This is a genomic window from Marichromatium gracile, assembly GCF_004343155.1.
GTDB lineage: Bacteria > Pseudomonadota > Gammaproteobacteria > Chromatiales > Chromatiaceae > Marichromatium > Marichromatium gracile.
The window spans coordinates 16,057-39,156 of the sequence record NZ_SMDC01000001.1; the positions used below are offsets into that span (position 1 = coordinate 16,057).

Consider the following 23,100-nt stretch of genomic DNA (forward strand, 5'->3'; position numbering starts at 1 on the left):
CACCCCGACTGCGGCATCTCGCGGAGGCAGTGGTCAATGCATCCCCCCGGCCCCGACAGCGAGCAACTGCGTGTCGAGAACGCCGCGCTGAAGCGCCGTATCAACGAACTCGAACGAGCGCAGCACAGGACGCGCGGCCCCGACACCGCCGCCCTGCTCGATAACTTCCCCGGCATGGCCTACCGCTGCCAGAACGACAGCAACTGGACCATGGACTACGTCAGCGCCGGCTGCCTGGCGCTCACCGGCCACCCCCCCGAGGCGCTGATGCGCTCGCGGGTCATCTACTCAGACCTGATCCACCCCGAGGATCGCAGCCGGGTGTGGGATCAGGTCCAGCTGGCGCTCGGCGAGCAACGCACCTTCGAGGTCGAGTACCGCATCAACCACATCGACGGCGAGATCCGCTGGGCCTGGGAGCGCGGCTGGGGACTGTGGTCCGATCACGGCGAACTGTTCACCCTCGAGGGCTTCATCACCGACATCTCGGCCTACAAGCGCGCCGAACAAGCACTGCGCGACCATCAGGCGACACTGCGCGCGCTGCTCGATACCCCCGAGGACTCGATGCTGCTGATGGACGCCACCGGCAAGCTGATCGCCTGCAACGACATGACCGCGCGCCAGCTGCGCTGCGACCGCCAACAGCTGATCGGCAGCAGCCTGTTCGCGCGGCTCCCGACCGAGGTCGCCGCCAACCTGCACCGTCAGCTCAGGAAGGTGATCGCCAGCGCCGAGCCGATCCGCTTCCAGGAGCAATATCGCGACCGCTGGTTCGACCACACCCTCTACCCGGTCTGCAACGCGCACCGTCAGGTCTCGCAGCTGGCGCTCTATTCACGCGACATCACCGAGCAGAAACAGCTCGAGCGCACCCTCGAGCAACTGGCCATCTCCGACCCCCTGACCGGCTTGTTCAACCGCCGTCAGTTCTGGTCGCTGGCCGAGCAGAGCCTGGCCCAGGCGGCGCGCAAGCGCACGCCGACCAGCGCGCTGATGATCGACATCGATCACTTCAAGTCGATCAACGACCGTCACGGCCACCTCATCGGCGATCAGGTGCTGCAGACCATCGCCAGCGAACTCAAGCTCAACCTGCGCCACAGCGACATCCTCTGTCGCTACGGCGGCGAGGAATTCGCCGCGCTGCTCCCCGAGACCGACCTCAGCACCGCCAGCGAGACCGCCGAGCGGTTGCGTCAGTGCATCGCCGACACCCCGATCGAGACCGACCAGGGAGCGCTCTCGCTGACCATCAGCATCGGCGTCGCCGAACTCGTCGGTGGATTCAGGACCAGGGTCTCGACCCTGCTCGAATGCGCCGATCGCAAGCTCTACGCCGCCAAGCAGGCCGGACGCGACCGGATCGCCTGCTGGACCCCCTCGGACGACGAGCTACAGCGCCTCGCCGGCAACGCTCACGGACTCTGAGGCCGACTCAGCGCATCAGCGCCTCGCGCACCCGGGACCAGGGGAAATTGCCCGCGAACCCCGGATAGGCGCCGCCGGGATCGACCTTCGACTTGTAGCGCCGCCCGCCGCAGACGAAGCTGCGGGTATCGAGTTCGCCATGACCACGTATCTGCGCCGGGGTCAGGTCATGGGCGACGAGCAGCGGGCGCAGCAGCGCGATCAGCGCCTGGATCTGGACCTCGGGAAAGGGGTCGCGACCATCGCCGTCGTTGACCAGCTCGATGCCGACCGAGCGGGCGTTGTGACCGCGGGCGTGATGGGCGACCTCGGCCACCGGCGTCCCCGTCACCGTGGTGCCGTCGCGACCGATCAGATAGTGATAGCTGATGCCCGGGTTGCGGGCGAAATGACGCCGGTTGGACTCGAGCGTACCGCCCCCGGAGTGCCACAGCCGCCCCGCCTTGCAGCCCGGACCGCCGGTGGCATGGATCACCACCAGATCGATCTCGCGCGCCGGCGTCGCGCCGAGCCCGAGCAGCAAGAGCAGGCCGAGCAGCCAGCGCCCGTATCTCGCCATCCCCCCCATGCCCCACCTCCGGCGGCCTCGGCCGCATCTCGAGCACGCCCACGCAGGCGATCTCGGCTATGCTGGAGGGCTTGAATCCGCCTTGCAGGAGGATCCGGCCATCCTCTCCCTGACCGATCTCGCCACCCTCGTCATCCTCACCGTCGCCGCCTTCGCCCACGGCGCCCTCGGCTTCGGCTTCCCGTTGCTCGCCACCCCGCTGCTGGCGCTGGTGATGGACCTGCGCATGGCGATCCTGCTGACCCTGATCCCGACCATCCTCATCAACCTGGTGAGCATCGCCCACGAGCGACACTGGCGCGAGGCGCTGCGCCGTTTCTGGCCGCTCCCGGTGAGCACCATGATCGGCAGTCTGATCGGCACCCAGTTGCTGCTCAGCATCGACCCGCAGCCCTTCCAGATCCTGCTGGCGCTGGTGCTGGTCGCCTTCCTGCTGCTCGAGCGCCGTCAGGGCAGCGGCCCGGAGCGCCAGGTGCCGCACTGGGCGCTGGCACTGCTCGGACTGAGCATGGGTCTGCTGGCAGGGCTGATCAACATCTTCGCCCCGGTGGTGGTGGCCTTCGCCCTCTACACCCGGATGAACCCGGTGCTGATGGTCGCAACCTTCAACCTCAGCTTCATCACCAGCAAGAGCGGCCAGGTACTCGGCTTCGCCAGTCGCGATGCGCTCGACCCCGCGGTGCTCGGTCTGGCGCTGGTGCTGCTCCCGGCGGTGCTGCTGGCGCTGTGGATCGGCATCCGGGTGCGGCGCCATCATGGTGGGACGAGCTACCGCAACTGGCTGCGCGGCGCGCTCTGGGCGATCGCCGCACTGCTGATCATCGAGGCCTGGTGAGACGGTTCAGTCGGCCTCGGCAAGCGAGTCGAGATCGATCTCCCAGCGCTCGAGGATGCGCCGATAGATCGCCAGCTCGCTGTCGGCGAAATGGCCGTCGGCGCGCGCCACCAGCAGCAGGACTCGCGCGAGCAGACGCCGTCGCGAGACCTCGGTGACCGGGGCGAGCACCGCGTCGATCCACTCCGGGTCGTTCAACCCGACATAGCGCGCGGTGCCGGCATGGGCGATCAGGTCGTCGCAATAGGCATCGAAGACCTCGGCGAAACGGTTGTGGTCGACGCCCAGGGTCTCGAACACCCCGAGATCGTCGAGGATCTCCAGCTCACCGTCGGCGACCTCGCCGTCGCTGACGATGAAGAGGGTGATCACCCGCAGCAGCGCCTCGGCGCTGTTGTCGGGATAGGGAGTGAGTTCGAGCGTCGACATACCTGCTCCAGCTGATGACGAATGGGACTGCCACGATCATCGCACAGACCCCGGATCCGGCACGAGTCATCATCAGTCGCCTTTAGTCTCCAGCCGCCAGCCATCAGCCTCCAGTGGGCGGTCGTCCTCGACCACCGTCGCGGAAGCAAAGGCGTCGCGCCCCGCCTTTGCTGGTCGCTGGCTGGCGACTGGCGACTGGCGACTGGCGGCTGATGGCTGATGGCTGGTGGCTGGCGGCTAATGGCTGATGGCTGGCGGCTGGAGACTGAAGACGGCTGATAGCTGACTCCGCCGATTGCACCTAACCGTCGAGTGGCACCACAATGGGGCGAGCCCAGACGGGTCGCGGCGTGACCTGCATCGCGCCGCCCGCTCCACGCCGACCTTAAGCTTTAGAGGTGACGGAGCGGCCGCTCGACTTGCCGGACCCGTGCAACCGCGATCATCCAGGAGCCCGCATGTCCAGATCCCTGACCTCATTCGCCGCGGTGGCGCTCGCCACCATCGCCACCTCCGCGCTGGCGGCCAATCCCCGTGTCGCGATGGACGTCTCCATCGGCGGCGAGCCGGCCGGCACCGTCACCCTGGAGCTGTTCGCCGACACCACCCCGAAGACCGCGGAGAACTTTCGCGCGCTCTGCACCGGTGAGCGCGGGGACGACCTCGCCTACGCCGGCAGCCCCTTCCACCGCATCATCCCCGGCTTCATGATCCAGGGCGGCGACTTCACCAACGGCAACGGCACCGGTGGCCGCTCGATCTATGGCGAGCGCTTCCCCGACGAGAACTTCGAACGGCGTCACGACCGCCCCGGCATGCTGTCGATGGCCAATGCCGGCCCCGACACCAACGGCTCGCAGTTCTTCATCACCGTCGCTCCCACCCCCTGGCTCGACGGCAAGCACGTGGTCTTCGGCGAGGTCGTCGACGGCATCGAGGTCATCAAGGCGATGGAGGCCGAGGGCTCGCGCTCCGGGCGCACCCGGACAACGGTGATGCTGGAGGACTGTCGGGCACTGTGACCCCCGGGGGGTGGTGGGCCCTTGGTCTGGTGTCCACCACCCCCACCCTTAACAACAAGCTACCAACCGACGCGAACGAGGACTCAGCCATGCGTATCCCAGACCCTCGCGACACCTTCCTCGACCCACGGCGCCAGCCGCTCGAGCAGGCACCCGAGCGCCAGCCGCGTCTGCAGACCTGGAGCGAACTCGAGACCGTGCACCCGCACGGCGCCGATCGCGAACACCCCCATGCCCGCCAGATCGAGGCGGCGATCCTGCGCACACTGCGCTAGCCTGCGATGGCGCAGGGACGCGCCCCAGCCCCCCTCACTCCTCCGCCGTCCGCACCCGCAGATAACGCGCAAAGCGCGGAATGCCGTTACCGGTGTAGCCCTGATACCTGAAGGTCACCCAGCTGCCGACCGGCGGCGGCGCCTGCCGTTCGGCATCGCTCAGGCCGCTACCGAGACGAAAGCGCCGCCCCTCGGCATCCTCCACCAGCAGCGCCCCGACCATCCCGCGCAGCCGCCCCTTGCCGGGCAGGTGGGCGATCACCCGCGCCTCGGCGTCGAGATAGGGCTTGAGCTTGAGCAGATCATCGCCGCGCCCCGCCCGATAGGGCGCAGCGGCGCGGTGCAGCATCAGCCCCTCGCCCCCGGCGGCAACCACCCGACGCAACCGCATCATCAAGTGCGCATGATCGCGGCCGCGCCACTGCTCGATCAGCTGCAGCGACGCCGGCTGCGGCACGGCGAAGAGCTGGCGCAGGGCAGCCAAGCGGCCATCGAAATCAAGCCCGCACCCGGGCAGGTCGAACACCATGTAACGCACCGCGCGCCACGCGTCCGGGTCGGGCCGTTGACGACGCACGATCCCGGACAGCCGGTCGAAGGTCCCCCGCCCCATCCACAGCTCACCATCGAGCGCGAGTCGCGGCCAGCCGGCGGTGAACTGCGCCGGCGCGACGATCGCCCGACCGCCGCGACTGACCAGACGCCGCCCGTCCCAGTAGGCGCGCACCCCGTCGAGCTTCTCGCTGACCCAATAATCGGCGACGGGCAGGCCCCGCCGATAGACCCCGGCCAGGGTCAGCGCCGGGGGCGCCTCGCCACCACGCTCACCGATCGGCGCACCGGGCGTGCAGCCGACGGGCCATGCGTCGGTCGTGGCGAGAGCGGAGGCCGGCACGAGCAAGACGGCCAGCAGCAGCGGTCGCAAGAGCATTTTGTCGTCCCCGGTTCGCCCTCATGATGATCCGGACAAGGCTAGTGCAGCGCCGCTTGATACGAGGCCGAATCGGACGGGCGCACGGACACGGGGCGTGCCGCAGATACGCCGTCCACCGGAAAACCGGTAAACTGCCCTCCTCTTTCAGCACCGCATCAACCGGACGCACCTGGGCCAGCACGCAGCAGCCATCCCGCCAGGAGCCTGCCTTGAACACGCAACGCACCCCGCAGAAACGCCGTCTGGCCGAATGGGTCGAGTTGATCCAGCATCACGAGATGCCGATCTTCAACAACACCGTGCATCAGGTGTTGCGTGTCTCCGAGGACGAACTGGCGCCCGCCGCCGCCCTGGCCCAGGTGATCATGCAGGATCCCTCGCTCACCACCCGCATCCTCAAGCTCGCCAACTCCGTCCATTACAACCCGGCCGGCGCCAGCACGGGCCACAGCCTGACCACGGTCAACCGCGCCGTGGTGGTGCTCGGCTTCAATGCCGTGAGCAACATGTGCCTGGCCGCGACCCTGGTCGACGACACCATCGAGGGGGCGACCCGCGAGCGTGTCGCGCGCGAACTGGCGCGCGCCCTCCACGCGGCGATCCAGGCCCGTTCGATCGCCACCGCGCGCGAGGACAAGGCCCCCGAGGAGGTCTTCATCGCCGCCCTGCTCCACCGCATCGGCGAGCTGGCCTTCTGGTGCTTCGGCGGCGAGCAGGCCGAGGCGCTCGACCAGCTCTACCGCCAGCAGCCCTCCACCCTCCCCGAGCGCGCCCAGGAGCGCATCCTCGGCTTTCGTCTCAACCAGCTCAGCGGCCAGCTGGCAAAGGTATGGAACCTCAACGAGCTGGTGCGCGAGGCGATCGTCACCCCCAGCGTGCTCGACGAGCGGGTCCAGACCGTGGTGCTCGGTCAGCAGATCGCGCTCTGCGCCGAGGACGGCGGCTGGCATACCGAGCCGATGGAGAAACTGGTCAAGCGCGCAGCCAAGATGATCGACCTGGCGATCGGCGAGACCCACAAGATGCTGCAGCACAATGCCAGCGAGGCGGCCGAGGTGGCCGCCGTCATCGGTGCCCAGATCGCTGCCCCGCACATCCCGCAACAGCAGGAGACGTCAGACCAGCCGACGCCCGAGACAGCCACCGAGACAGCGGCGGCGGCGACGACAGACGCCGAGAGCACCGCCCCCGAACCCGACGCCCAGCTCCAGCTGCGCGTGCTGCGCGAGCTCTCGACGCTGATCGAGAGCGGCACGGCCAGCCTCAATCAGGTGATGACCCTGGCGCTCGAGGGCATCCACCGCGGCGTCGGCATGGATCGGGTGGTGTTCGCCCTGATCACCCCGGACAAGCGTACCCTCAAGGCCAGATACACGCTCGGCAGCGAATCCGAGCGATTGCTCGCCCGCTTCCAGTTCACCCGCCTGCCGGGTCAGAACCATCTGCTGTTCACGGTCATCGAGCGCCAGCAGGCACGCTGCATCCGTGGCGAGGCGCTCGCCGACGTACCGGCCACGGTGATCCAGGCGCTCGGTCGCACCCCCTTCATGATCGCCCCGATCGAGATCGCCGGACAGGGCATCGGGCTGCTCTACGCCGATCGCGCCAGCAGCGCGCGCGCCCTCACCGAGCCATTGTTCGAGGACTTCCAGCACTTCGCCAAGCAGGCCAGCCAGGGGCTGACCCTGGCGGCACGGCGGCGCGCGCGCTGACCCGCGTCGCGGGCGCTGGAATGTATACTAGAGGCCCGACTCAACCCCTTTTCGCGTGAGACGCTCCAATGCTCTGTTGGGCCCGTTATCTGTTCATCGCCATCATCCTGGTGCTCGGGACCGTCAGCATGCTCGGTGCATGCGGCCAGAAGGGCCCGCTCTATCTGCCCGAGCCGGAGCCGGCAACGCCAGCCGCCACCGGCGGAGACCTGCCCGACGTCACCGACGCCGCCGTCCCCGCCGCCGATCAGCCCTAGCCGAGCACCACATCGACGCCGCATGGATCACTTCAACTATCGAGACGACCTGCTCCACGCCGAGTCCGTCCCCCTCACCGAGATCGCCGAACGCTTCGGCACCCCGTGCTACATCTACTCCAGGGCGACCCTGGAGCGTCACTGGCACGCCTTCGACCGCGCCTTCGGCGAGCATCCGCACCTGGTCTGCTTCGCCGTCAAGGCCAACTCCAACCTCGCCGTGCTCGACACCCTGGCGCGGCTCGGCTCGGGCTTCGACATCGTCTCGGTGGGCGAACTCGAACGCGTGCTCGCCGCCGGCGGCGATCCGTCGCGGGTGGTCTTCTCCGGGGTCGGCAAGCGCGCCGACGAGATGCGTCGCGCCCTCGAGGTCGGCATCCGCTGCTTCAACCTCGAGTCCGAGGCCGAACTCGACCGGCTCGATCAGGTCGCCGGCGAACTCGGCGTGATCGCCCCGGTGTCGCTGCGGGTCAACCCCGACGTCGACGCCCGCACCCATCCCTACATCTCCACCGGACTGCGCGAGAACAAGTTCGGCATCGACATCCGCACCGCCGAGGCGGTCTATCGCGACGCCGCCGCGCGGCCCAACCTGCGGGTCACCGGCATCGACTGCCACATCGGCTCGCAGCTCACCGACCTCGCCCCCTTCATCGACGCCCTCGACCGGGTGCTCGCCCTCGCCGACCGTCTCGCCGAGGCCGGTATCGCCATCGAACACCTCGATCTCGGCGGCGGGCTCGGCATCCGCTATCGCGACGAGCTGCCGCCAGATCCGGCCGCCTATGCCGCCGCCATCCGTCACCGCCTCGCCGGCAAGCCCTACGAGATCCTCATCGAGCCTGGGCGCGCCATCGCCGGCAACGCCGGCGTGCTGCTCACCCGCGTCGAGTACCTCAAGCCGACCGAGGCGCGTCACTTCGCCATCGTCGACGGCGCCATGAACGACCTGCTGCGCCCGGCGCTCTATCAGGCCGAGCAGGAGATCGTCCCGGTCCACCTCGACCCCACGCTCGAGACCCAGCGCTACGACCTCGTCGGCCCGGTGTGCGAGACCGGCGACTTCCTCGGCAAGTCGCGCCAGCTCGCCATCCGCCCCGATGATCTGCTGGCGGTGCGCGGCAGCGGCGCCTACGGCTTCACCATGAGCTCGAACTACAACAGCCGGCCCCGCGCCGCCGAGGTCATGGTCGACGGCGATCAGGCCCACCTGGTGCGCGAGCGCGAGTCGATCGAGTCGCTGTTCGCGGGGGAACGGAGACTGCCGTGAAGCGTCGCCCCGAGCCCGAGTTGATGGACACCGAGGAGCAGGCGCAAGCCTATGCCGAGGCCGACTTCTCCGACTCCAACAGCCTGTTCATGCGTCTCCTCGCCCGTCAGGCGCGGGGCGGCCTGCCGGGCTCGGCGGCGCTCGACCTCGGCTGCGGCCCGGCCGACATCGTGTTGCGCCTGCTGCGTACCTATCCGCGGCTGCACTGCGACGCGCTCGACGGGGCTGCGACCATGCTCGAACGGGCCCGCGCCACCCTCGAGGACGCCGCCGATCTCGACGGCCGCTGGCAGCTGGTGCACGACCGTCTGCCCTCGAGCCGGCTCGCAGACCGCCGTTACGACCTGATCCTCTCCAACAGCCTGCTCCATCATCTCCACGATCCCCAGGTGCTGTGGCGGACGGTGCGCGCGCACGCCAACCCCGACGCCCTGGTGCTGGTGATGGACCTGCTGCGCCCGCCCTCGGCGGGCTGGGCCGAGGCGCTGGTCGAGACCTATGTCGCCAATGCACCCGAGGTGCTGCGCAGCGACTTCCGCAACTCGCTGTTCGCCGCCTACGAGCCGCGCGAGGTGGTCGAGCAGCTTGCCGAGGCCGGGCTCGAGGGGCTGGAGGTCGGCGTGGTCAGCGACCGGCATCTGGCGATCTGGGGACGCGTGCCGGGATGAGCCCGACGGCGACATGCAGGAGATCGAATCGATGAAGGTCCGCTTCACCAAGATGCACGGGCTCGGCAACGACTTCGTGGTGTTCGACGCGGTGCGCCAACGCATCGCGCTCGACCCCGAGCGGTTGCGCCGGCTCGCCGATCGGCGCTTCGGCGTCGGCTGCGACCAGATCCTGCTGGTCGAGCCGCCACGGCTGCCGGGCACCGAGTTCCACTACCGGATCTTCAACGCCGACGGCTCCGAGGTCGAGCAGTGCGGCAACGGTGCGCGCTGCTTCGCCCGCTTCGTGCGCGAGCAGGGGCTGACCGAGCACGACGAGATCCCGGTCGGCACCGCCGCCGGGGCGATCCGGCTCCATCTCGAGGCCGACGGCCAGGTCCGGGTCAACATGGGTCGGCCGCGGCTGGCGCCGGTCGAGATCCCCTTCCAGGCCGAGCACGAGGCGCCGCTCTACGACCTCGAGGTCGCCGGCGAGCACCACCAGATCGGCGCCGTCTCCATGGGCAACCCGCACGCGGTGCTGCTGGTCGAGGACGTCGAGACCGCGCCGGTGGCGCGCCTCGGGCCGGCGATCGAGCATCACCCGCGCTTCCCGCAGCGGGTCAATGTCGGCTTCATGCAACGGCTCGCCGGCGACGCAATCCGTCTGCGGGTGCACGAGCGCGGCGCCGGCGAGACCCTGGCCTGCGGCACCGGTGCCTGCGCCGCGGTGGTCAGTGGGCGGCTACGCGGTCTGCTCGATGAGCGCGTACGCGTCGACCTGCCGGGCGGAGGGCTTATAATCGACTGGCGCAGCCCGGATGACGTCGTCTGGATGACCGGGCCTGCCGAATCAGTGTTCCACGGGGAGATCGTTCTATGAGGGGTCAATCGTGATCACACAGGCAGAGCAGCCCGAGACCAGGGACGAGGCGCTGGAGGCCACGGTCGCCGCCTATCTGCAGCGCCATCCCGACTTCTTCGAGCACCACCCGGAGATCCTCATCACGCTGCGGATCCCGCATCCCACCGGTGACGCCGTCTCGCTGATCGAGCGCCAGGTGCGGGCGCTGCGCCAGGAGCTCGACACCGAGCGCCAGCGTCTCGGCCAGCTCATCGCCCGCGCCCGCGAGTACGAGTCGCTGTCGACCCGATTGCACGCGCTGGTGCTGCGGCTGATCGCGATCAACGATCCCGACCGGCTGTGCGAGGAGACGCGCGAGACCCTACTGCAGGAATTCCGCGCCGACGCCGTCACCCTCAAGCTGTTCCCGCTCGACCCCGAGACCGCCGCACCAGACCCGCTCACCGCCGCCTTCAAGGACTTCCTTGCACGCAAACACGCGCTCTGTGGGCCACTCGACGCCGACAAGGCCGAGGTACTGTTCGGCGAGGCCGCGGCGAGCGTGCGTACCGCCGCCCTGGTCCCCATCCGCACCGCGGAACGCTCCGGCGTACTCGCCATCGGCAGCAGCGACCCCGAGCGCTTCCGCCCCGAGCTCGGCACCGACCTGCTCGACCGGCTCGGCGAGATCATCGCCCACAAGCTGAGCGCGGTCACCATCGAACGCTGCGGACGGGACTGAGTCGCGCATGGCCGGCGAGACCTCAGCCCAACTGCTCGCGCGCTTTCTCGACCACCTCGCCCACGAGCGTCGGCTGGCGCCGCTGACCGTCGCCAACTATCGCCGCGACCTCGAGCGTCTCCTCGCCTGGCTGCAGGCCCACGCCGAGGTGACGATCGAGACCATCGACGGCGAGACGGTGCAGCGCTATATCGGCGCGCGTCATCGCGAGGGCATCGGCGGGCGCACCCTGCAGCGCGAACTCTCCAGCCTGCGCGCCTTCTATCGCTGGTTGCTGCGCGAGGAGCTGGTCACCGCCAGCCCCGCGCTCGACATCCGCGCCCCCAAGACCCCGCGCAAGCTGCCCAGGACGCTCGAGGCCGATCAGCTCTGCGCGGTACTCGACCGTCCCCGCGAGGAGGTGCTGGAGATCCGCGACGGGGCGATGATCGAGCTCTTCTACTCCGCCGGGCTGCGCCTCGCCGAGCTGGTCGCGCTGGATCTCGCCGAGGTGCCGCTCGATGTCGATGAGCTCGAGGTCGTCGGCAAGGGCGCCAAGACCCGGCGCGTACCGGTCGGGCGCAAGGCGCGCGAGGCGCTGCGCCAGTGGCGACTGCTGCGTCCCTTTGTCGCCGCGCCCGAGGAGCCGGCGCTGTTCGTCAGCCTGCGCGGCACCCGCATCCACCCGCGCACCGTCCAGGCACGGCTGACGCAGTGGGCCCAGGTCCAGGGGCTGGCCCAGGGGCTGCATCCGCACATGCTGCGCCACAGCTTCGCCACCCACCTGCTGGAGTCCTCGGCCGATCTGCGCGCCGTCCAGGAGCTGCTCGGCCACGCCGACATCGGCACCACCCAGATCTACACCCACCTCGACTTCCAGCACCTCGCGCAGGTCTACGACCAAGCGCATCCACGCGCCAAGCGCCGGCGCTGAAGCCGGGGATAGAACACCGGCGCCGCGCGCCGCCCGCGCCGGAACCGCTCCACAGCCCCAGAGACCCTCATGCTGCTCTCGCCTCGCTATCGTTTCCTCTTCGTCCACATTGCCAAGACCGGCGGCACCAGCGTGCGCGCCGCACTCCAGGGGCTGCGCTGGCGCGACCCCTGGTACTACCCGATGTTCCTGTGCAGCCGCATGAGCCATCTCAGCGGTCATCGCATCGGCACCAAGCTGCCGCGTCATGCCAAGGCGGTGCTCGCCCAGGAGCTGCTGCCGCGGCCCTTCTACGACTCGCTGTTCAAGTTCGCCTTCGTACGCAACCCCTGGGACCTGCAGGTCAGCTCCTTCCATCACATCCGTCGCGAGCGCCCGCACTATCTCGGCGGCCACCAGGAGTTCGCCGACTTCCTGCGCTGGAAGCTCGACCCCGAGCGCCCCTACCAGTACCACGTCGACACCTCGATCACCCGCCAGAGCGACTATCTGGTCGACCTCCACGGCGAGGTCATCGTCGACTTCATCGGTCGCTACGAACAGCTCCACGACGACTTCGCCACCGTCTGCGCGCGCATCGGCATCACCCCGCCGGCTCTCCCTCACGCGCGCAAGGCGACCGATCGCAAGCGCGACTACCGCAGCTACTACGACGACGACACCGCCGAGCTGGTGGCGCGCCACTTCGCCCGCGACATCGAGCTGCTCGACTACCGCTTCGACCCCGACTGAGCACCCGGCTCAGTCGCGCGGCACCAGGTCACGATAGGCGTGCCAGGTGGCGTGCCCGAGCAGCGGTACGGCGACGAACAGCCCGAGCAGCAGACTCGCCAGCCCGAGCCCGACGATCACCACGATCAACCCCGCCCACAGCAGCATCGGCGCCCAGTTGACCCGCACCGCGGCGAAGCTGGTGCGCGCCGCGGTGAAGGCATCGACCGGACGGTCGATCAGCATCGGCACCGTCACCGCAGCGATGCAGAAGGCCGCGGCCGCGAACACCGCCCCCACCCCGACCAGCACCGCCACCAGCCCGAGATGATCCCCGGAGAGGAAGACCACGGCGACGAAGCGCTCCCAGCTCGGCAACGGATCGGTGAACAGCATGATGAACAGGAACACGGTGGCGAGGATCCACAGCTGCAGGATCATCAGCAGGAAACCGGTGGCGATGCCCAGCTGCCCCTGGTTACGACGAAAGGCCTCGAGCGCCTGACAGCGTTCGAGCGACTCACCGGCCTCGAGGTGCGCGCTCATCTGGTAGAGCCCGATGGCCAACAGCGGCGCGACCAGATAGAAGGCGGCGAGCAGGAAGGGCACCAGGAAGGCGAGGCGCCCGAGCGCCAGCGGCACGGTGATCGCCAGGCTGATCAGCACGATCCCGGCGCCGTAGCGCAGGCTGTAGCCGGGGGCGGCGCGCAGATCGCGCCAACCGGCGCGCAGCCACTGCAAGGGCTGACCCGGGGCGACCCGGTTGACCCCGGGCGGCGGACGAACGGCGGACTCGGACGAGGTGGACGGCTGCATGCGGGCATTCCTCCGCGCTGGATCGACCCCCGATAGCTGGTGGCGGAAGCGCGAACCGCAACGCCAGCGGCCAGGGGATTGAACTGCAACGTCGAAAAGGACGCGACGGGTAGAGAAGGGCTTTCAGCGGCCGGCCGAATCCCCTGCACGATCAAGCCATTGGCGAGCGCATGGGCGAGACCGAGGGGTGTGCCCCGGAACCACCAATGGTCTTGTCCACTGGGGCGTCAAGCGCCCAATCCGCCACAAGTGTCCTAAACTCCTAAGTATGAATCCAACCCCATTGAGGGGCTACCGCCCGCACTGCGTCGGAGGCAGTCAGCACCAGACCACCCACAGTCAGCAGACCCGATCCATTAGGCCAAAGGGCGGCATTGCCTCGTTGCGCGGCACCTCATCCACGAGGCGGCATCCCGGTTGACCTGTTCATACTCGTCACATCGCGCAGGAAACCGTCATGGCACTCGTGAAGACCCCTAGCACACCCCGCCCCCAATCGACCGGCGAGACACGCACCAACGCGGCAACCGCCCGCGAGGCAGAGGCACAGCGCAGGCGCGCGCGCACCCTGGCGAAGCAGCAGCAGGCCGCCGAACGCGTCGCCTCGGCGACCGCCCAGCTCTCGTCCGGGATCAACGAGGCAGCCTCCGCGGCCGAAGAGCTCAAGCGCTCCTCCGACCAGATCGCCACCGGTGCCGAGGAGGCGTCCGGAGCGGCGCAGGAATCATTGGCGGCCTTCAAGCAGGTCAGCGCGGCACTCGACCGCCAACTCGACAACGCCAGTCTGTCGCAGACCAAGGTCGAGGCCTCGCAGACGCTGATCACCAAGGTCAGCGCGGACGTCACCGGCATGATCACCAACGTCGGGGTGGCCGCCCAACGCCAGGGCGAGTCGGTCAGGATGGTCGCCGAGCTGGAGCAGCAGGCGGCCAACATCGGCGACATCGTCAAGGCCGTCGCCCGCATCGCCGACCAGACCAACCTGCTCGCACTCAACGCCGCCATCGAGGCGGCGCGCGCCGGCAAGCATGGCAAGGGGTTCGCCGTGGTTGCCGACGAGGTCCGCACGCTCGCCGAGACATCGGAGAAGAGCGCCAAGCAGATCCAGGATCTGGTCGGCCAGATCCAATCCGAGGTCAAGGTCATCTCCGACGGCATCAACGACTCGGCCACCAAGGTACAGGGCGAGGTCGAGAACGGTCGGGCGGTCAACTCGCAGCTCGAGCAGATTCGCGCCGACGCAGTCGAGATCACCCGCGCGGTCCAGGAGATCGCCGCCAGCGCCCAACAATCCAACACTGCTGCGGGTCAGGCACTGAAGGGCGCCGAGGAGATCGCAGCGGCGGCCGAGGAACAGTCGGCGGCCTCGGAGGAGTCGGCCAAGACCGTCGCCGAACAGACCCAGGCGCTGGCCGAGTGCGAGCAGGCCGCGCAGAACCTCTCCGAGCTGGCCGAAGACCTCAAGAACTCCACCGACATCACCAAGAGCGCCGAGGAGGTGGCCTCGGCCGCCGAACAGCTCTCGTCGGCGGTACAGGAGATCAACCGCTCCGGCACCCAGATCATGGCCGCCGTCGAGCAGATCCGTAAGAGCACCCAGGTACAGGCCTCGGCCACCGAGGAATCGGCAACGGCGATCACTCAGATCGAGAAGGGCGTCGACGACTCGCTGCAACGCTCGCGCGCATCCGGCGAGAGGGTCGGCGCCATCAGCGAGTTGCTGACCAACAACAAGAGCAGCATCGACGCGCTCATCGCCGGCGTCGCGGACTCGGTCGAGTCATCGCGCCTGAGCCTGCGTCAGATCAAGGACCTGGAACTGGTCTCGCGACGCATCGACAAGATCGTCGACGCCATCACCACCGTCTCCATCCAGACCAACATGCTGGCGGTCAACGGCTCGATCGAGGCCGCGCGCGCCGGGGAGTTCGGCAAGGGGTTCGTGGTCGTCGCCACCGACATCCGCAACCTCGCTCACGATTCGGCGGAGAACGCCGATCGCATCAAGGACCTGGTGAAGGCGGTGCAGGACCAGATCGGTGTCGTCGGACGCGACCTGGAGGAGATCATCTCGGCGGCGATCAGCGAGGCGGAAAAGGCCAAATCGATCACCACGGGACTGGAGACCATCGAGACCGATATCGCCGAGGTCAGCCGCTCATCGACGGAGATCGAGGCCGCGGCCAGCGAGATCTCCGCCGCCATCGCACAGGTCAAGGTCGGAGTCGATCAGATCGCATCGGCAGCCCAGGAGGCCGAGAAGGCCTCGACCGAGGCTGCGGCCGCGGCACGCCAGCAATCACAGGGGGCGGAGGAGCTGGCGGCAGCCATCGAGGAGATCGCCTCGCTGGCCGACGAGCTGCAGAGCGCTTGAGGCCCATCGCGGTTACGCGGGAGACAGTCATGACCCAAGACCTGGTCAAATCGTCACCCCCCGCCGCGCCGAGCGGCGAGGATGTGGCCACAGAGGGGCAGGAGCACGACCTGCGTCAGTTCGTCATCTTCGTGTGTGGCAGCGAGGTCTTCGCCGTCGACATGGCGCCGGTGCAGGAGATCATCCGGGTGCCCGAGGTGGTTCGGGTACCGCTCGCGCCCCCCACCCTGGAGGGCCTGGCCAATCTGCGCGGCAAGGTCTTGCCCATCATCAACCTGCGCCGTCTGTTCGGCCTCGAGGAGCGCGACGATGACGACGCCACCCGCGCTCTGGTGATCGATCTCGGTCAGCCACTGGGGTTCGTTGTCGATCGCGTCAGCAGTGTGGTCGGGGTCGAGCCCTCGTGTATCGAGGAGGTTGGATCGCTGGCGGCAACGGTCAAGACCGACCTGCTCTGCGGACTGATCAAGGATGTCGGCGGCTTCCCCATGGTGATGGAACTTGACTTCAAGCGCCTGATCGAAAAAGAGTTCAGCGCGATCACCACCCTGGCGCGGCATGGCGCCGCGGCGCTGGCCGAGACGAGGGATGTCGAGGAGGAGGAGGAAGAGGACGCAGACGAACTCCAGCTGGTCAGCTTCGAGGTCGCCGAACAGGAATACGCCATCCCGATCGAGAACGTGCAGGAGATCGTCCAGTTCCCCGAACAGGCGGTACAGATCCCGCGCACCGAGCCTCACGTGATCGGGCTGATGACACTGCGCAACCGCTTGCTGCCCCTGGTCTCTCTGCGTTGTCTGTTCGGTCTGCCGCCACGCACCGCCGACGAACACAGCCGCATCCTGGTGGTGCAGCTCGGCGAGTGCGCCGTGGGCCTGGCGATGGACAGCGTCAACGAGGTGCTGCGCGTCCCCTGGTCGGCGGTCGACGCCATGCCCAAACTGCTGGCGCAGCATGATGACCTGTCGGACATCGAACAGATCTGCCGGCTCGATGAAGGGCAGCGTCTGGTCTCCATCATCTCGACAGACAGACTCTTTCGTCACTCATCGATCCGGGAGGCCTTGAGCAGCGTGGAAGACATCGACTACGACAACCGGAGCGGTGACGACATCGAGGACGACGAGCAGGACGACGATGAGGAACAGATGGTGGTGTTCCGGCTCGACAAGGAGGAGTTCGGTGTCCCCATCGAAAGCATACAGGAGATCGTCCGTCTCCCCGACGAACTCACCCACGTCCCCAAGGCGCCAGACTTCGTCGAAGGAGTCATCAACCTGCGCGGCTCGGTACTGCCGGTGATTGACCAGCGCCGCCGCTTCGGTCTGGCGACGGTGGCACGTAACGACCGACAGCGCATCATGGTGTTCCTGCTCGATGGCGTACGTACCGGCTTCATCGTCGACTCCGTGGCCGAGGTGCTCAAGATCCCGAGGACGGCGATCGAGCCAGCGCCACAGCTCTCCAGCGAGCAGGCCAGATTGATCGCGCGGGTGGCCAATCTGGAGGGTCAGAAGCGTATGATCCAACTGATCGAACCCTCCCAGCTGATCGCCAAGGAGCAACGCGCCGAGCTGGAAGAGCTAGCCGAAACGTCCGCCTAGGACGTCGCGGCACAGGCCCATCGACCAGGAGCTCACGTGATCAAGCTGTTGATTGTCGACGACTCGGCGCTGATGCGCCGCCAACTCAAGGCACTCTTCCTGGCCGAGGGCGATTTCGAGATCCGCGTCGCCCGCAACGGTCAAGAGGCGGTCGCCGAGAACATCGACTTCGCCCCGGATGTCGTCACACTCGACATCAACATGCCGGAGATGGACGGCCTGACCGCACTGTCGCTGCTGATGGCCGAGCGACCGGTACCGGTGGTGATGGTCTCCTCGCTGACCGAGAAGGGGGCCATCGCCACCTTCGAGGCACTCAACCTCGGCGCCGTGGACTATATCCCCAAGCCCGGCGGCACCATCTCGCTGTCGATGGTCGAGATCGAGTCCGAGATCGTCGCCAAGGTGCGCGCGGCGGCACGCGCACGCATCCGTACCGCCCGCGGGCTGGCCGCACGTATCCGTGGCGACACCCCGTCACGCCCGCAACGTCCCCGAACCGAACCGACCAGGGCTGCGCCCGACGACACACCGGCCAGCGGCAGCGGTGTCGTGGTGATCGGGGTCTCGACCGGCGGTCCACGCACCCTCGAGGACATCCTCCCCCGACTCCCCGCCGACTTTCCCTGGCCGGTCCTGGTGGCGCAGCACATGCCGCCAAGCTTCACCCTCCCCTTCGCCGAACGCATGAACCTGCTCTGCCAGCTCGCCGTCTCCGAGGTCAATCGCCCCACCGCGGTCGCCGCCGGCAACATCTATATCGGCAAGGGCGGCGCCGACATGATCCTGGCACGACGCGGCGGCAGATTGACGGCGCTGGCACGCCCCGAGGACCCGACCAAGCTCTGGCACCCGTCGGTCGAACTGCTGGGGCGCTCGATGCTCGAGCACTGCGACCCGACCCGGGTCATCGCGGTGATGCTGACCGGCATGGGACACGACGGCGCCCAGGCATTCACCGAGCTCAAGCAGCGCGGCGCCCGCACCATCGCCGAATCGGAAGAGAGCGCAGTGGTATTCGGCATGCCGGCCGAACTCATCTCGCGCGGTGGCGCGAGCCTGGTGTTGCCGGTCGAGCGCATCGCCGACCAGCTGCAGATCTGGGTGGAGCGCTGAGCCGATGACGATCATCGGCGCCGTCACGACACCACCCCCGCGAGCGACATCGCGTGACGACGGGAGGTCGGAGCCCCGGCACCCACCTCGGACACGCACCCCAGACCAACCGAGGAGCACGATGGCATGGCACTCAAGAAACCTGCTCCGGCAGCGCCATCCAGCGATGACGAGCGCCGCCTGGCGCGCGATCTCCCAGGGCTGCTGAGCGCACTCGAGGCGGCCGATCCGCTCGCACGCCGCTGGGCGGCACGCGACCTGACCGATCACCCGGACGCGTCACGCGCCCTGGTCGAGCGGCTCGGAATCGAGACCGAGCCGAGCGTCAGCCAGGTGATCCTGACGACACTGACCCGACTCGGCGACGAGATCGCGGTCGCCGGCCTCACCGAGTGTCTGCGCAGCGAGGACGCCATGCTGCGCAACGCCGCCATCGAGGCGATGAAGCAGCTCCCCGACGAGGTCGCCCCGGTCATGGAGCAGCTGCTGAAGGATCACGACCCGGACGTGCGCATCTTCGCCGTCGACGTGCTCGAATCGCTGCGCCACCCCCGCGTCGAGGAATGGCTCATCCGGGTCATCGCCGAGGATCCGCACGTCAACGTCTGCGCCACCGCGGTCGACCTGCTCGGTGAGGTCGGCTCCGAGCGCGCGGTGCCGACCCTGCACGCGCTCAAGGCCCGTTTCGTCGACGAACCCTATATCCAGTTCGCCGCCGATCTGGCGCTGAAACGCATTGCACAAGGCTGACCCCGGATGACACAGGCGCGCATGATCAGCGACGAAGATTTCCGCAAGTTCCGGGAGTTCTTCTACCGCAAGACCGGCATGCTGTTCGAGGACAGCAAGCGTTACTTCGTCGACAAGCGTCTGCTCGAACGGATGGATGCCACCGACTCGGAGAGCTTTCGCGCCTACTTCACCATGGTGCGCTTCCAGGCCTCCGGCGAGGAACTGCAGACGCTGATCAACGCGATGACGGTCAACGAGACCTACTTCTTCCGCGAGGAGTACCAGTTCCGCTGTCTGGTCGACTCGATGCTGGAGGAGATCGTCACGCACACGAGGCAAAAACGTGCGCTGCGGATCTGGTCGGTGCCCTCCTCGTCGGGCGAGGAGCCCTATGGCATCGCCATCTATCTGCTCGAACACTGGCCGCGGCTGGACGACTGGGACATCGAGATCGTCTCCTCCGACATCGACACCGAGATCCTCGCGCAGGCCAGGCGCGGTCGTTATACCCACCGCTCGATACAGAACCTGCCACCGTCGCTGCTGGCCAAGTACTTCAGGCGCGACAGGGATCACTACCTGATCGACCAGGAGCTGCGCGAGGCGGTCGACTTCACCCGGGTGAACGTCAGCGACGCCGCGGACATGCGCAGACACCGTCACTTCGACATCATCTTCTGTCGCAACCTGCTGATCTATTTCGACGATCTGTCGCGCAAGCAGACCGCGGAATCCTTCTACGACGCACTCAATCCGGGCGGCTTCGTCTGTCTCGGTCACTCCGAATCGATGAGTCGGATCTCATCGCTGTTCCGGGTACGCAAGTTCCCCGAGGCCATCGTCTATCAGAAACCCTGGGAGGCCCGATGAAGCGGATCCTGGTCATCGATGACGCCGCGACGGTGCGGCTCTATCACCGCAGCATCCTGGAAGAGCTGGGCTTCGAGGTGACCGAGGCGGTCAACGGCCTCGAGGCATTGGAACGGGTGGCCGAGGGCGACTTCGACCTCTATCTGGTCGATATCAACATGCCCAAGCTCGACGGCTACGGCTTCCTGCGCGAGCTGCGCGGCAAGGACATGCCGCAGGCCCCGGCGATCATGGTCTCGACCGAGGCCGGCGCCAACGACCAGAAGCTCGCCTTCCTGTCCGGCGCCAACCTCTATATCGTCAAGCCGGTCAGACCCGAACGGCTCGCCTCACACGTATTGACCCTGCTCGGTATGACACCGAACGGCCGGGGAGCGCCGTCATGAACCCACTGCTCGATCAATTCATCACCGAGGGACGAGACATCCTCCAGACCATCGGTGAACGCCTGCTCCAGCTCGAGGACACCCCCGACGACAGCGCCCTGATGGGCGAGCTCTTCCGCCTGGTCCACACCCTCAAGGGCAACAGCGGACTGTTCGACCTGCCGGAGATGACCCGCGTCCTGCATGCCGCCGAGGACCTGATGGACGCGGTACGCGATGGCAGGCGCCCCTTCGACCGTCCGGTGGCCGACAGACTGCTCGAGGCGATGGACTTCGTGCTCGCCCTGATCGACGAGATCGGCGACAGTGCCGAGGCGGCGCCACCGAATACCGCGCGACACGCCAACGACGCACTCGAACTCGCCAACGCGCTGCGGGGCCTGCTCGCCGCTGCCCAGGCCACGACACCAACCGCCACCGAGACCGAGCCGGCGGCCACGCCAGCGCCTTCCCCTGCGCCCGCAGCGATGCCGCTCGAGGCGCTCCCGAGCAGGATCCAGCAGGAGCTGACCCAGCGCCTCGAGGCCGGCGAACCACTGTGCTGGCTGACCTACGAGCCCGAGGAGGAGTGCTTCTTCAAGGGCGAGGACCCCTTCCACCAGATCCTGCAGCTCGGCGAACCCTGCTGGCGCCGGGTGAGCAGCCGCGAGGACTGGCCGCCCCTGGCCGAGCTCGACGCCTATCGCTGCATCCTGCGCTTCGAGGCGATCCTGAACACCCCGGCCGAGGCGCTGCACGAACACTTCCGCTACATCCCCGAACAGGTACGGATCATCCCGCTGCAACCGCCAGCGCCGACCTCCGCGTCCTCATCCGAGCCACCGCCCGATGCCGAGACCACCTGGTCCTTCAACGTCGTGCTGGAGGCCCAGCGCGAGATCCTCGGACTGACCGACAACCCGCCGTGGCTGAGCGGTCGACTGCGTGCCGTCGCCACCACCCTGGAGGCGGCCTTCGCCAGCATCGGCCAAGTGGTGGAGCGCGACGCACTGGAGCAGGCACTGCACTCGGCCGACGCCTCACACTCCTCACAGCCTCTGCTGAATTGGCTCGACGAGCAGCAGCGTCGCGGCGACACCCAGCTCCCGACCGCGGCCTCCCCGCCCGGTGCCCCCGCCGAGGACATCGCCCCTCCCCCGGAGGCGCAAGAACCGCAGGAGCCGATCAAGTTCGGACGACGTGCCGAGGACCGGCTGGCCGGCCACACCCTCAAGGTCGATCAGGCCAAGGTCGACCGACTGATGAACCTGATCGGCGAGATGGTGGTCACCAAGAACGCCCTGCCCTATCTCGCCAACCGCGCCGAAGAGGTGTTCGGAACACGCGAGCTGGCCCGCGAGATCAAGGCACAGTACGGGATCATCAACCGCATCGCCGAGGAGATGCAGGACGCCATCATGCAGATTCGCATGATGCCCGTCTCCTTCGTGCTGCAACGCTTCCCCCGCCTGGTCCGCGACACCGCCCGCAAGCTCGGCAAGGAGGTTCGGCTGGTGATGGAGGGCGAGTCGACCGAGGCCGACAAGAACATCATCGAGGCCCTGGCCGACCCGCTGGTGCACATCGTCCGCAACAGTCTCGACCACGGACTCGAGTCCCCCGCCGAGCGCAGCGCCGCCGGCAAGCCGACTGAAGGACGGCTGACCATCTCCGCCCGCCAGGAGTCCGACCGGGTGGTGATCGAGATCAGCGACGACGGCCGCGGCATCGACCCGGATCGGATTCGGCGCAAGGCATACGAGCGCGGTCTCATCGGCGAGCCCGAGCTGGAACGACTGACCGACCAGGAGGCGATCAATCTGGTGTTCGCGGCGGGCTTCTCCACCGCCGAGCAGGTCTCGGACCTGTCCGGGCGGGGCGTCGGCATGGACGTCGTGCGCAACGCCATCGCCTGCGTCAACGGCGCCGTCGAGCTCCACAGCCAGCTCGGCCAGGGCACCCGGCTGCGACTCTCGCTGCCGCTCTCGATGGCGGTGACCAACGTCATGATCATCGAGTCGGCCGGGCAGCGCTTCGGCGTGCCGATGGACAGGGTCGCAGAGACCGTCAGGGTCGCGCGCAACGACATCCGCACCATCAAGCGCCGTCTCACCACGGTGCTGCGCGGACGCCTGGTACCACTGGTCACGCTCAACGACCTGCTGGCGCTCACCATCGAGCAGGTCCCCAACGACGACGACGAGTTCGCCGTGCTGGTGGTCCGCATCGGCGCGGACCATCTCGGCATCATCGTCGACGACTGTCGGGAAACGGTCGACATCATCCTCAAGCCACTCGGCGGGGTCCTGGCCGGGCTGGGCGGCTACGCCGGCTCCGCGCTGCTCGGTGACGGCTCGGTGCTGCTGGTGCTCAACCCGAGGGAGTTGCTCTGATGGCGCTCGAATTCAAGAAGGTGACCGCGGTCGTCAGTGAACAGATGACGGTCGAGGACGCCGAGATCCTGCTCGACTGGCTGATCAAACACCCACGTGGCCGGATCAACCTATCCGCCTGCACCCATCTGCACGCCGCCAACCTCCAGGTCCTGATGGCCGCGCGGCCGAGGATCTCGGCCTGGCCACGCCATGCGCCGCTGGCCGCGTGGATCAAGGCGGCCCTGACCCCATGAGGAG

At 67.9% G+C, this 23,100-nt stretch carries 24 protein-coding genes; 20 read left to right on the plus strand and 4 right to left on the minus strand.

Annotated features, from left to right (window positions below; translation table 11 throughout):
- The first annotated feature begins 36 nt into the window (after positions 1–36).
- Positions 37–1,431: a sensor domain-containing diguanylate cyclase gene (locus EDC29_RS00090; RefSeq protein ID WP_132228076.1), complete on the plus strand. Its 1,395-nt coding sequence runs from the start codon at positions 37–39 to the stop codon at positions 1,429–1,431.
- Between the two features lie 7 nt (positions 1,432–1,438).
- On the opposite strand, the gene EDC29_RS00095 is transcribed toward EDC29_RS00090, so the two are convergent.
- A complete protein-coding gene (locus tag EDC29_RS00095; RefSeq protein ID WP_223806120.1) occupies positions 1,439–1,990 on the minus strand; it encodes an N-acetylmuramoyl-L-alanine amidase in 552 nt (183 codons plus the stop codon).
- Between the two features lie 91 nt (positions 1,991–2,081).
- Between EDC29_RS00095 and EDC29_RS00100 the strand changes: the two genes are divergently transcribed.
- On the plus strand, positions 2,082–2,834 hold the full coding sequence (locus tag EDC29_RS00100) for a sulfite exporter TauE/SafE family protein (RefSeq protein WP_123139309.1): 753 nt from the start codon (positions 2,082–2,084) through the stop codon (positions 2,832–2,834).
- Between the two features lie 6 nt (positions 2,835–2,840).
- Here the strand turns inward: EDC29_RS00100 and EDC29_RS00105 are convergent, their stop codons facing one another.
- The gene (locus tag EDC29_RS00105; RefSeq protein ID WP_123139308.1) at positions 2,841–3,263 is read right to left on the minus strand and encodes a TerB family tellurite resistance protein; all 423 of its coding nucleotides are present in this window, start codon (positions 3,261–3,263) and stop codon (positions 2,841–2,843) included.
- A gap of 458 nt (positions 3,264–3,721) precedes the next feature.
- Between EDC29_RS00105 and EDC29_RS00115 the strand changes: the two genes are divergently transcribed.
- Both EDC29_RS00115 and EDC29_RS00120 read left to right on the plus strand, forming a co-directional pair.
- A complete protein-coding gene (locus EDC29_RS00115; protein ID WP_200189413.1) occupies positions 3,722–4,285 on the plus strand; it encodes a peptidylprolyl isomerase in 564 nt (187 codons plus the stop codon).
- 89 nt (positions 4,286–4,374) lie between these two features.
- Positions 4,375–4,560, plus strand: coding sequence for a hypothetical protein (locus tag EDC29_RS00120; RefSeq protein WP_005221769.1), 186 nt, complete (start codon positions 4,375–4,377; stop codon positions 4,558–4,560).
- Positions 4,561–4,594: 34 nt separating this feature from the next.
- On the opposite strand, the gene EDC29_RS00125 is transcribed toward EDC29_RS00120, so the two are convergent.
- Positions 4,595–5,491: a DNA ligase gene (locus EDC29_RS00125; RefSeq protein ID WP_123142928.1), complete on the minus strand. Its 897-nt coding sequence runs from the start codon at positions 5,489–5,491 to the stop codon at positions 4,595–4,597.
- Between the two features lie 212 nt (positions 5,492–5,703).
- Here EDC29_RS00125 and EDC29_RS00130 point away from each other — a divergent pair, with 212 nt between their 5' ends.
- The 8 genes from EDC29_RS00130 to EDC29_RS00165 all read left to right on the plus strand — a co-directional run bounded on the left by EDC29_RS00130 (position 5,704) and on the right by EDC29_RS00165 (position 12,611).
- Entirely contained in the window at positions 5,704–7,206 is a 1,503-nt protein-coding gene (locus EDC29_RS00130; RefSeq protein WP_242466058.1) for an HDOD domain-containing protein, read from the plus strand.
- 68 nt (positions 7,207–7,274) lie between these two features.
- Entirely contained in the window at positions 7,275–7,463 is a 189-nt protein-coding gene (gene lptM, locus EDC29_RS00135) for an LPS translocon maturation chaperone LptM (RefSeq protein WP_005221774.1), read from the plus strand.
- Positions 7,464–7,485: 22 nt separating this feature from the next.
- On the plus strand, positions 7,486–8,733 hold the full coding sequence (lysA, locus tag EDC29_RS00140) for a diaminopimelate decarboxylase (protein ID WP_123139305.1): 1,248 nt from the start codon (positions 7,486–7,488) through the stop codon (positions 8,731–8,733).
- Positions 8,730–9,401 carry a class I SAM-dependent methyltransferase gene (locus EDC29_RS00145; protein WP_123139304.1) on the plus strand — a complete coding sequence of 224 codons (672 nt, stop codon included), beginning with the start codon at positions 8,730–8,732 and terminating at the stop codon, positions 9,399–9,401. The genes lysA and EDC29_RS00145 overlap by 4 nt, the downstream gene beginning before the upstream one ends.
- 31 nt (positions 9,402–9,432) lie before the next feature.
- A complete protein-coding gene (gene dapF, locus EDC29_RS00150; RefSeq protein ID WP_123139338.1) occupies positions 9,433–10,263 on the plus strand; it encodes a diaminopimelate epimerase in 831 nt (276 codons plus the stop codon).
- A 10-nt stretch (positions 10,264–10,273) separates the two neighbouring features.
- Positions 10,274–10,966: a DUF484 family protein gene (locus tag EDC29_RS00155; protein WP_123142931.1), complete on the plus strand. Its 693-nt coding sequence runs from the start codon at positions 10,274–10,276 to the stop codon at positions 10,964–10,966.
- Between the two features lie 7 nt (positions 10,967–10,973).
- Positions 10,974–11,879 (plus strand): tyrosine recombinase XerC, encoded by a 906-nt coding sequence (gene xerC / locus EDC29_RS00160; protein ID WP_123139302.1) that lies wholly within the window; start codon positions 10,974–10,976, stop codon positions 11,877–11,879.
- 69 nt (positions 11,880–11,948) lie between these two features.
- On the plus strand, positions 11,949–12,611 hold the full coding sequence (locus EDC29_RS00165; protein WP_132228081.1) for a sulfotransferase family 2 domain-containing protein: 663 nt from the start codon (positions 11,949–11,951) through the stop codon (positions 12,609–12,611).
- Positions 12,612–12,620: 9 nt separating this feature from the next.
- Here the strand turns inward: EDC29_RS00165 and EDC29_RS00170 are convergent, their stop codons facing one another.
- Positions 12,621–13,406, minus strand: a complete 786-nt coding sequence (locus EDC29_RS00170; protein ID WP_132228083.1) for a DUF2189 domain-containing protein — start codon at positions 13,404–13,406, stop codon at positions 12,621–12,623.
- A gap of 457 nt (positions 13,407–13,863) precedes the next feature.
- On the opposite strand from EDC29_RS00170, the gene EDC29_RS00175 reads away from it, so the two are divergent.
- From EDC29_RS00175 to EDC29_RS00210, 8 genes are all read left to right on the plus strand, one after another.
- Entirely contained in the window at positions 13,864–15,780 is a 1,917-nt protein-coding gene (locus EDC29_RS00175; protein ID WP_123139300.1) for a methyl-accepting chemotaxis protein, read from the plus strand.
- A 29-nt stretch (positions 15,781–15,809) separates the two neighbouring features.
- Positions 15,810–17,384, plus strand: coding sequence for a chemotaxis protein CheW (locus tag EDC29_RS00180; RefSeq protein ID WP_123139299.1), 1,575 nt, complete (start codon positions 15,810–15,812; stop codon positions 17,382–17,384).
- A 36-nt stretch (positions 17,385–17,420) separates the two neighbouring features.
- Positions 17,421–18,500 (plus strand): chemotaxis-specific protein-glutamate methyltransferase CheB, encoded by a 1,080-nt coding sequence (gene cheB, locus EDC29_RS00185; RefSeq protein ID WP_123139298.1) that lies wholly within the window; start codon positions 17,421–17,423, stop codon positions 18,498–18,500.
- Between the two features lie 126 nt (positions 18,501–18,626).
- Positions 18,627–19,250, plus strand: a complete 624-nt coding sequence (locus EDC29_RS00190; RefSeq protein WP_132228085.1) for a HEAT repeat domain-containing protein — start codon at positions 18,627–18,629, stop codon at positions 19,248–19,250.
- Between the two features lie 21 nt (positions 19,251–19,271).
- Positions 19,272–20,102, plus strand: a complete 831-nt coding sequence (locus tag EDC29_RS00195; protein ID WP_223806122.1) for a CheR family methyltransferase — start codon at positions 19,272–19,274, stop codon at positions 20,100–20,102.
- The gene (locus EDC29_RS00200; RefSeq protein WP_123139295.1) at positions 20,099–20,488 is read left to right on the plus strand and encodes a response regulator; all 390 of its coding nucleotides are present in this window, start codon (positions 20,099–20,101) and stop codon (positions 20,486–20,488) included. The genes EDC29_RS00195 and EDC29_RS00200 overlap by 4 nt, the downstream gene beginning before the upstream one ends.
- Positions 20,485–22,860 carry a chemotaxis protein CheA gene (locus EDC29_RS00205; RefSeq protein ID WP_132228087.1) on the plus strand — a complete coding sequence of 792 codons (2,376 nt, stop codon included), beginning with the start codon at positions 20,485–20,487 and terminating at the stop codon, positions 22,858–22,860. The genes EDC29_RS00200 and EDC29_RS00205 overlap by 4 nt, the downstream gene beginning before the upstream one ends.
- Complete coding sequence (locus EDC29_RS00210; RefSeq protein WP_062275762.1) at positions 22,860–23,096, plus strand: hypothetical protein; 237 nt, start codon at positions 22,860–22,862, stop codon at positions 23,094–23,096. The genes EDC29_RS00205 and EDC29_RS00210 overlap by 1 nt, the downstream gene beginning before the upstream one ends.
- The last annotated feature ends 4 nt before the right edge of the window (positions 23,097–23,100 follow it).

What these genes read in the sequence shown, in the direction of transcription:
- xerC (WP_123139302.1), top strand. Translation starts at nt 10,974, where the DNA reads ATGGCCGGCGAGACCTCAGCCCAACTGCTCGCGCGCTTTCTCGACCAC.
- EDC29_RS00205 (WP_132228087.1), top strand. Translation starts at nt 20,485, where the DNA reads ATGAACCCACTGCTCGATCAATTCATCACCGAGGGACGAGACATCCTC.
- dapF (WP_123139338.1), top strand. Translation starts at nt 9,433, where the DNA reads ATGAAGGTCCGCTTCACCAAGATGCACGGGCTCGGCAACGACTTCGTG.
- EDC29_RS00165 (WP_132228081.1), top strand. Translation starts at nt 11,949, where the DNA reads ATGCTGCTCTCGCCTCGCTATCGTTTCCTCTTCGTCCACATTGCCAAG.
- EDC29_RS00195 (WP_223806122.1), top strand. Translation starts at nt 19,272, where the DNA reads ATGATCAGCGACGAAGATTTCCGCAAGTTCCGGGAGTTCTTCTACCGC.
- EDC29_RS00200 (WP_123139295.1), top strand. Translation starts at nt 20,099, where the DNA reads ATGAAGCGGATCCTGGTCATCGATGACGCCGCGACGGTGCGGCTCTAT.
- EDC29_RS00095 (WP_223806120.1), bottom strand. Translation starts at nt 1,990, where the DNA reads ATGGCGAGATACGGGCGCTGGCTGCTCGGCCTGCTCTTGCTGCTCGGG.
- EDC29_RS00090 (WP_132228076.1), top strand. Translation starts at nt 37, where the DNA reads ATGCATCCCCCCGGCCCCGACAGCGAGCAACTGCGTGTCGAGAACGCC.
- EDC29_RS00120 (WP_005221769.1), top strand. Translation starts at nt 4,375, where the DNA reads ATGCGTATCCCAGACCCTCGCGACACCTTCCTCGACCCACGGCGCCAG.
- lysA (WP_123139305.1), top strand. Translation starts at nt 7,486, where the DNA reads ATGGATCACTTCAACTATCGAGACGACCTGCTCCACGCCGAGTCCGTC.
- lptM (WP_005221774.1), top strand. Translation starts at nt 7,275, where the DNA reads ATGCTCTGTTGGGCCCGTTATCTGTTCATCGCCATCATCCTGGTGCTC.
- EDC29_RS00105 (WP_123139308.1), bottom strand. Translation starts at nt 3,263, where the DNA reads ATGTCGACGCTCGAACTCACTCCCTATCCCGACAACAGCGCCGAGGCG.
- EDC29_RS00170 (WP_132228083.1), bottom strand. Translation starts at nt 13,406, where the DNA reads ATGCAGCCGTCCACCTCGTCCGAGTCCGCCGTTCGTCCGCCGCCCGGG.
- EDC29_RS00115 (WP_200189413.1), top strand. Translation starts at nt 3,722, where the DNA reads ATGTCCAGATCCCTGACCTCATTCGCCGCGGTGGCGCTCGCCACCATC.
- EDC29_RS00175 (WP_123139300.1), top strand. Translation starts at nt 13,864, where the DNA reads ATGGCACTCGTGAAGACCCCTAGCACACCCCGCCCCCAATCGACCGGC.
- EDC29_RS00180 (WP_123139299.1), top strand. Translation starts at nt 15,810, where the DNA reads ATGACCCAAGACCTGGTCAAATCGTCACCCCCCGCCGCGCCGAGCGGC.
- EDC29_RS00190 (WP_132228085.1), top strand. Translation starts at nt 18,627, where the DNA reads ATGGCACTCAAGAAACCTGCTCCGGCAGCGCCATCCAGCGATGACGAG.
- EDC29_RS00125 (WP_123142928.1), bottom strand. Translation starts at nt 5,491, where the DNA reads ATGCTCTTGCGACCGCTGCTGCTGGCCGTCTTGCTCGTGCCGGCCTCC.
- EDC29_RS00210 (WP_062275762.1), top strand. Translation starts at nt 22,860, where the DNA reads ATGGCGCTCGAATTCAAGAAGGTGACCGCGGTCGTCAGTGAACAGATG.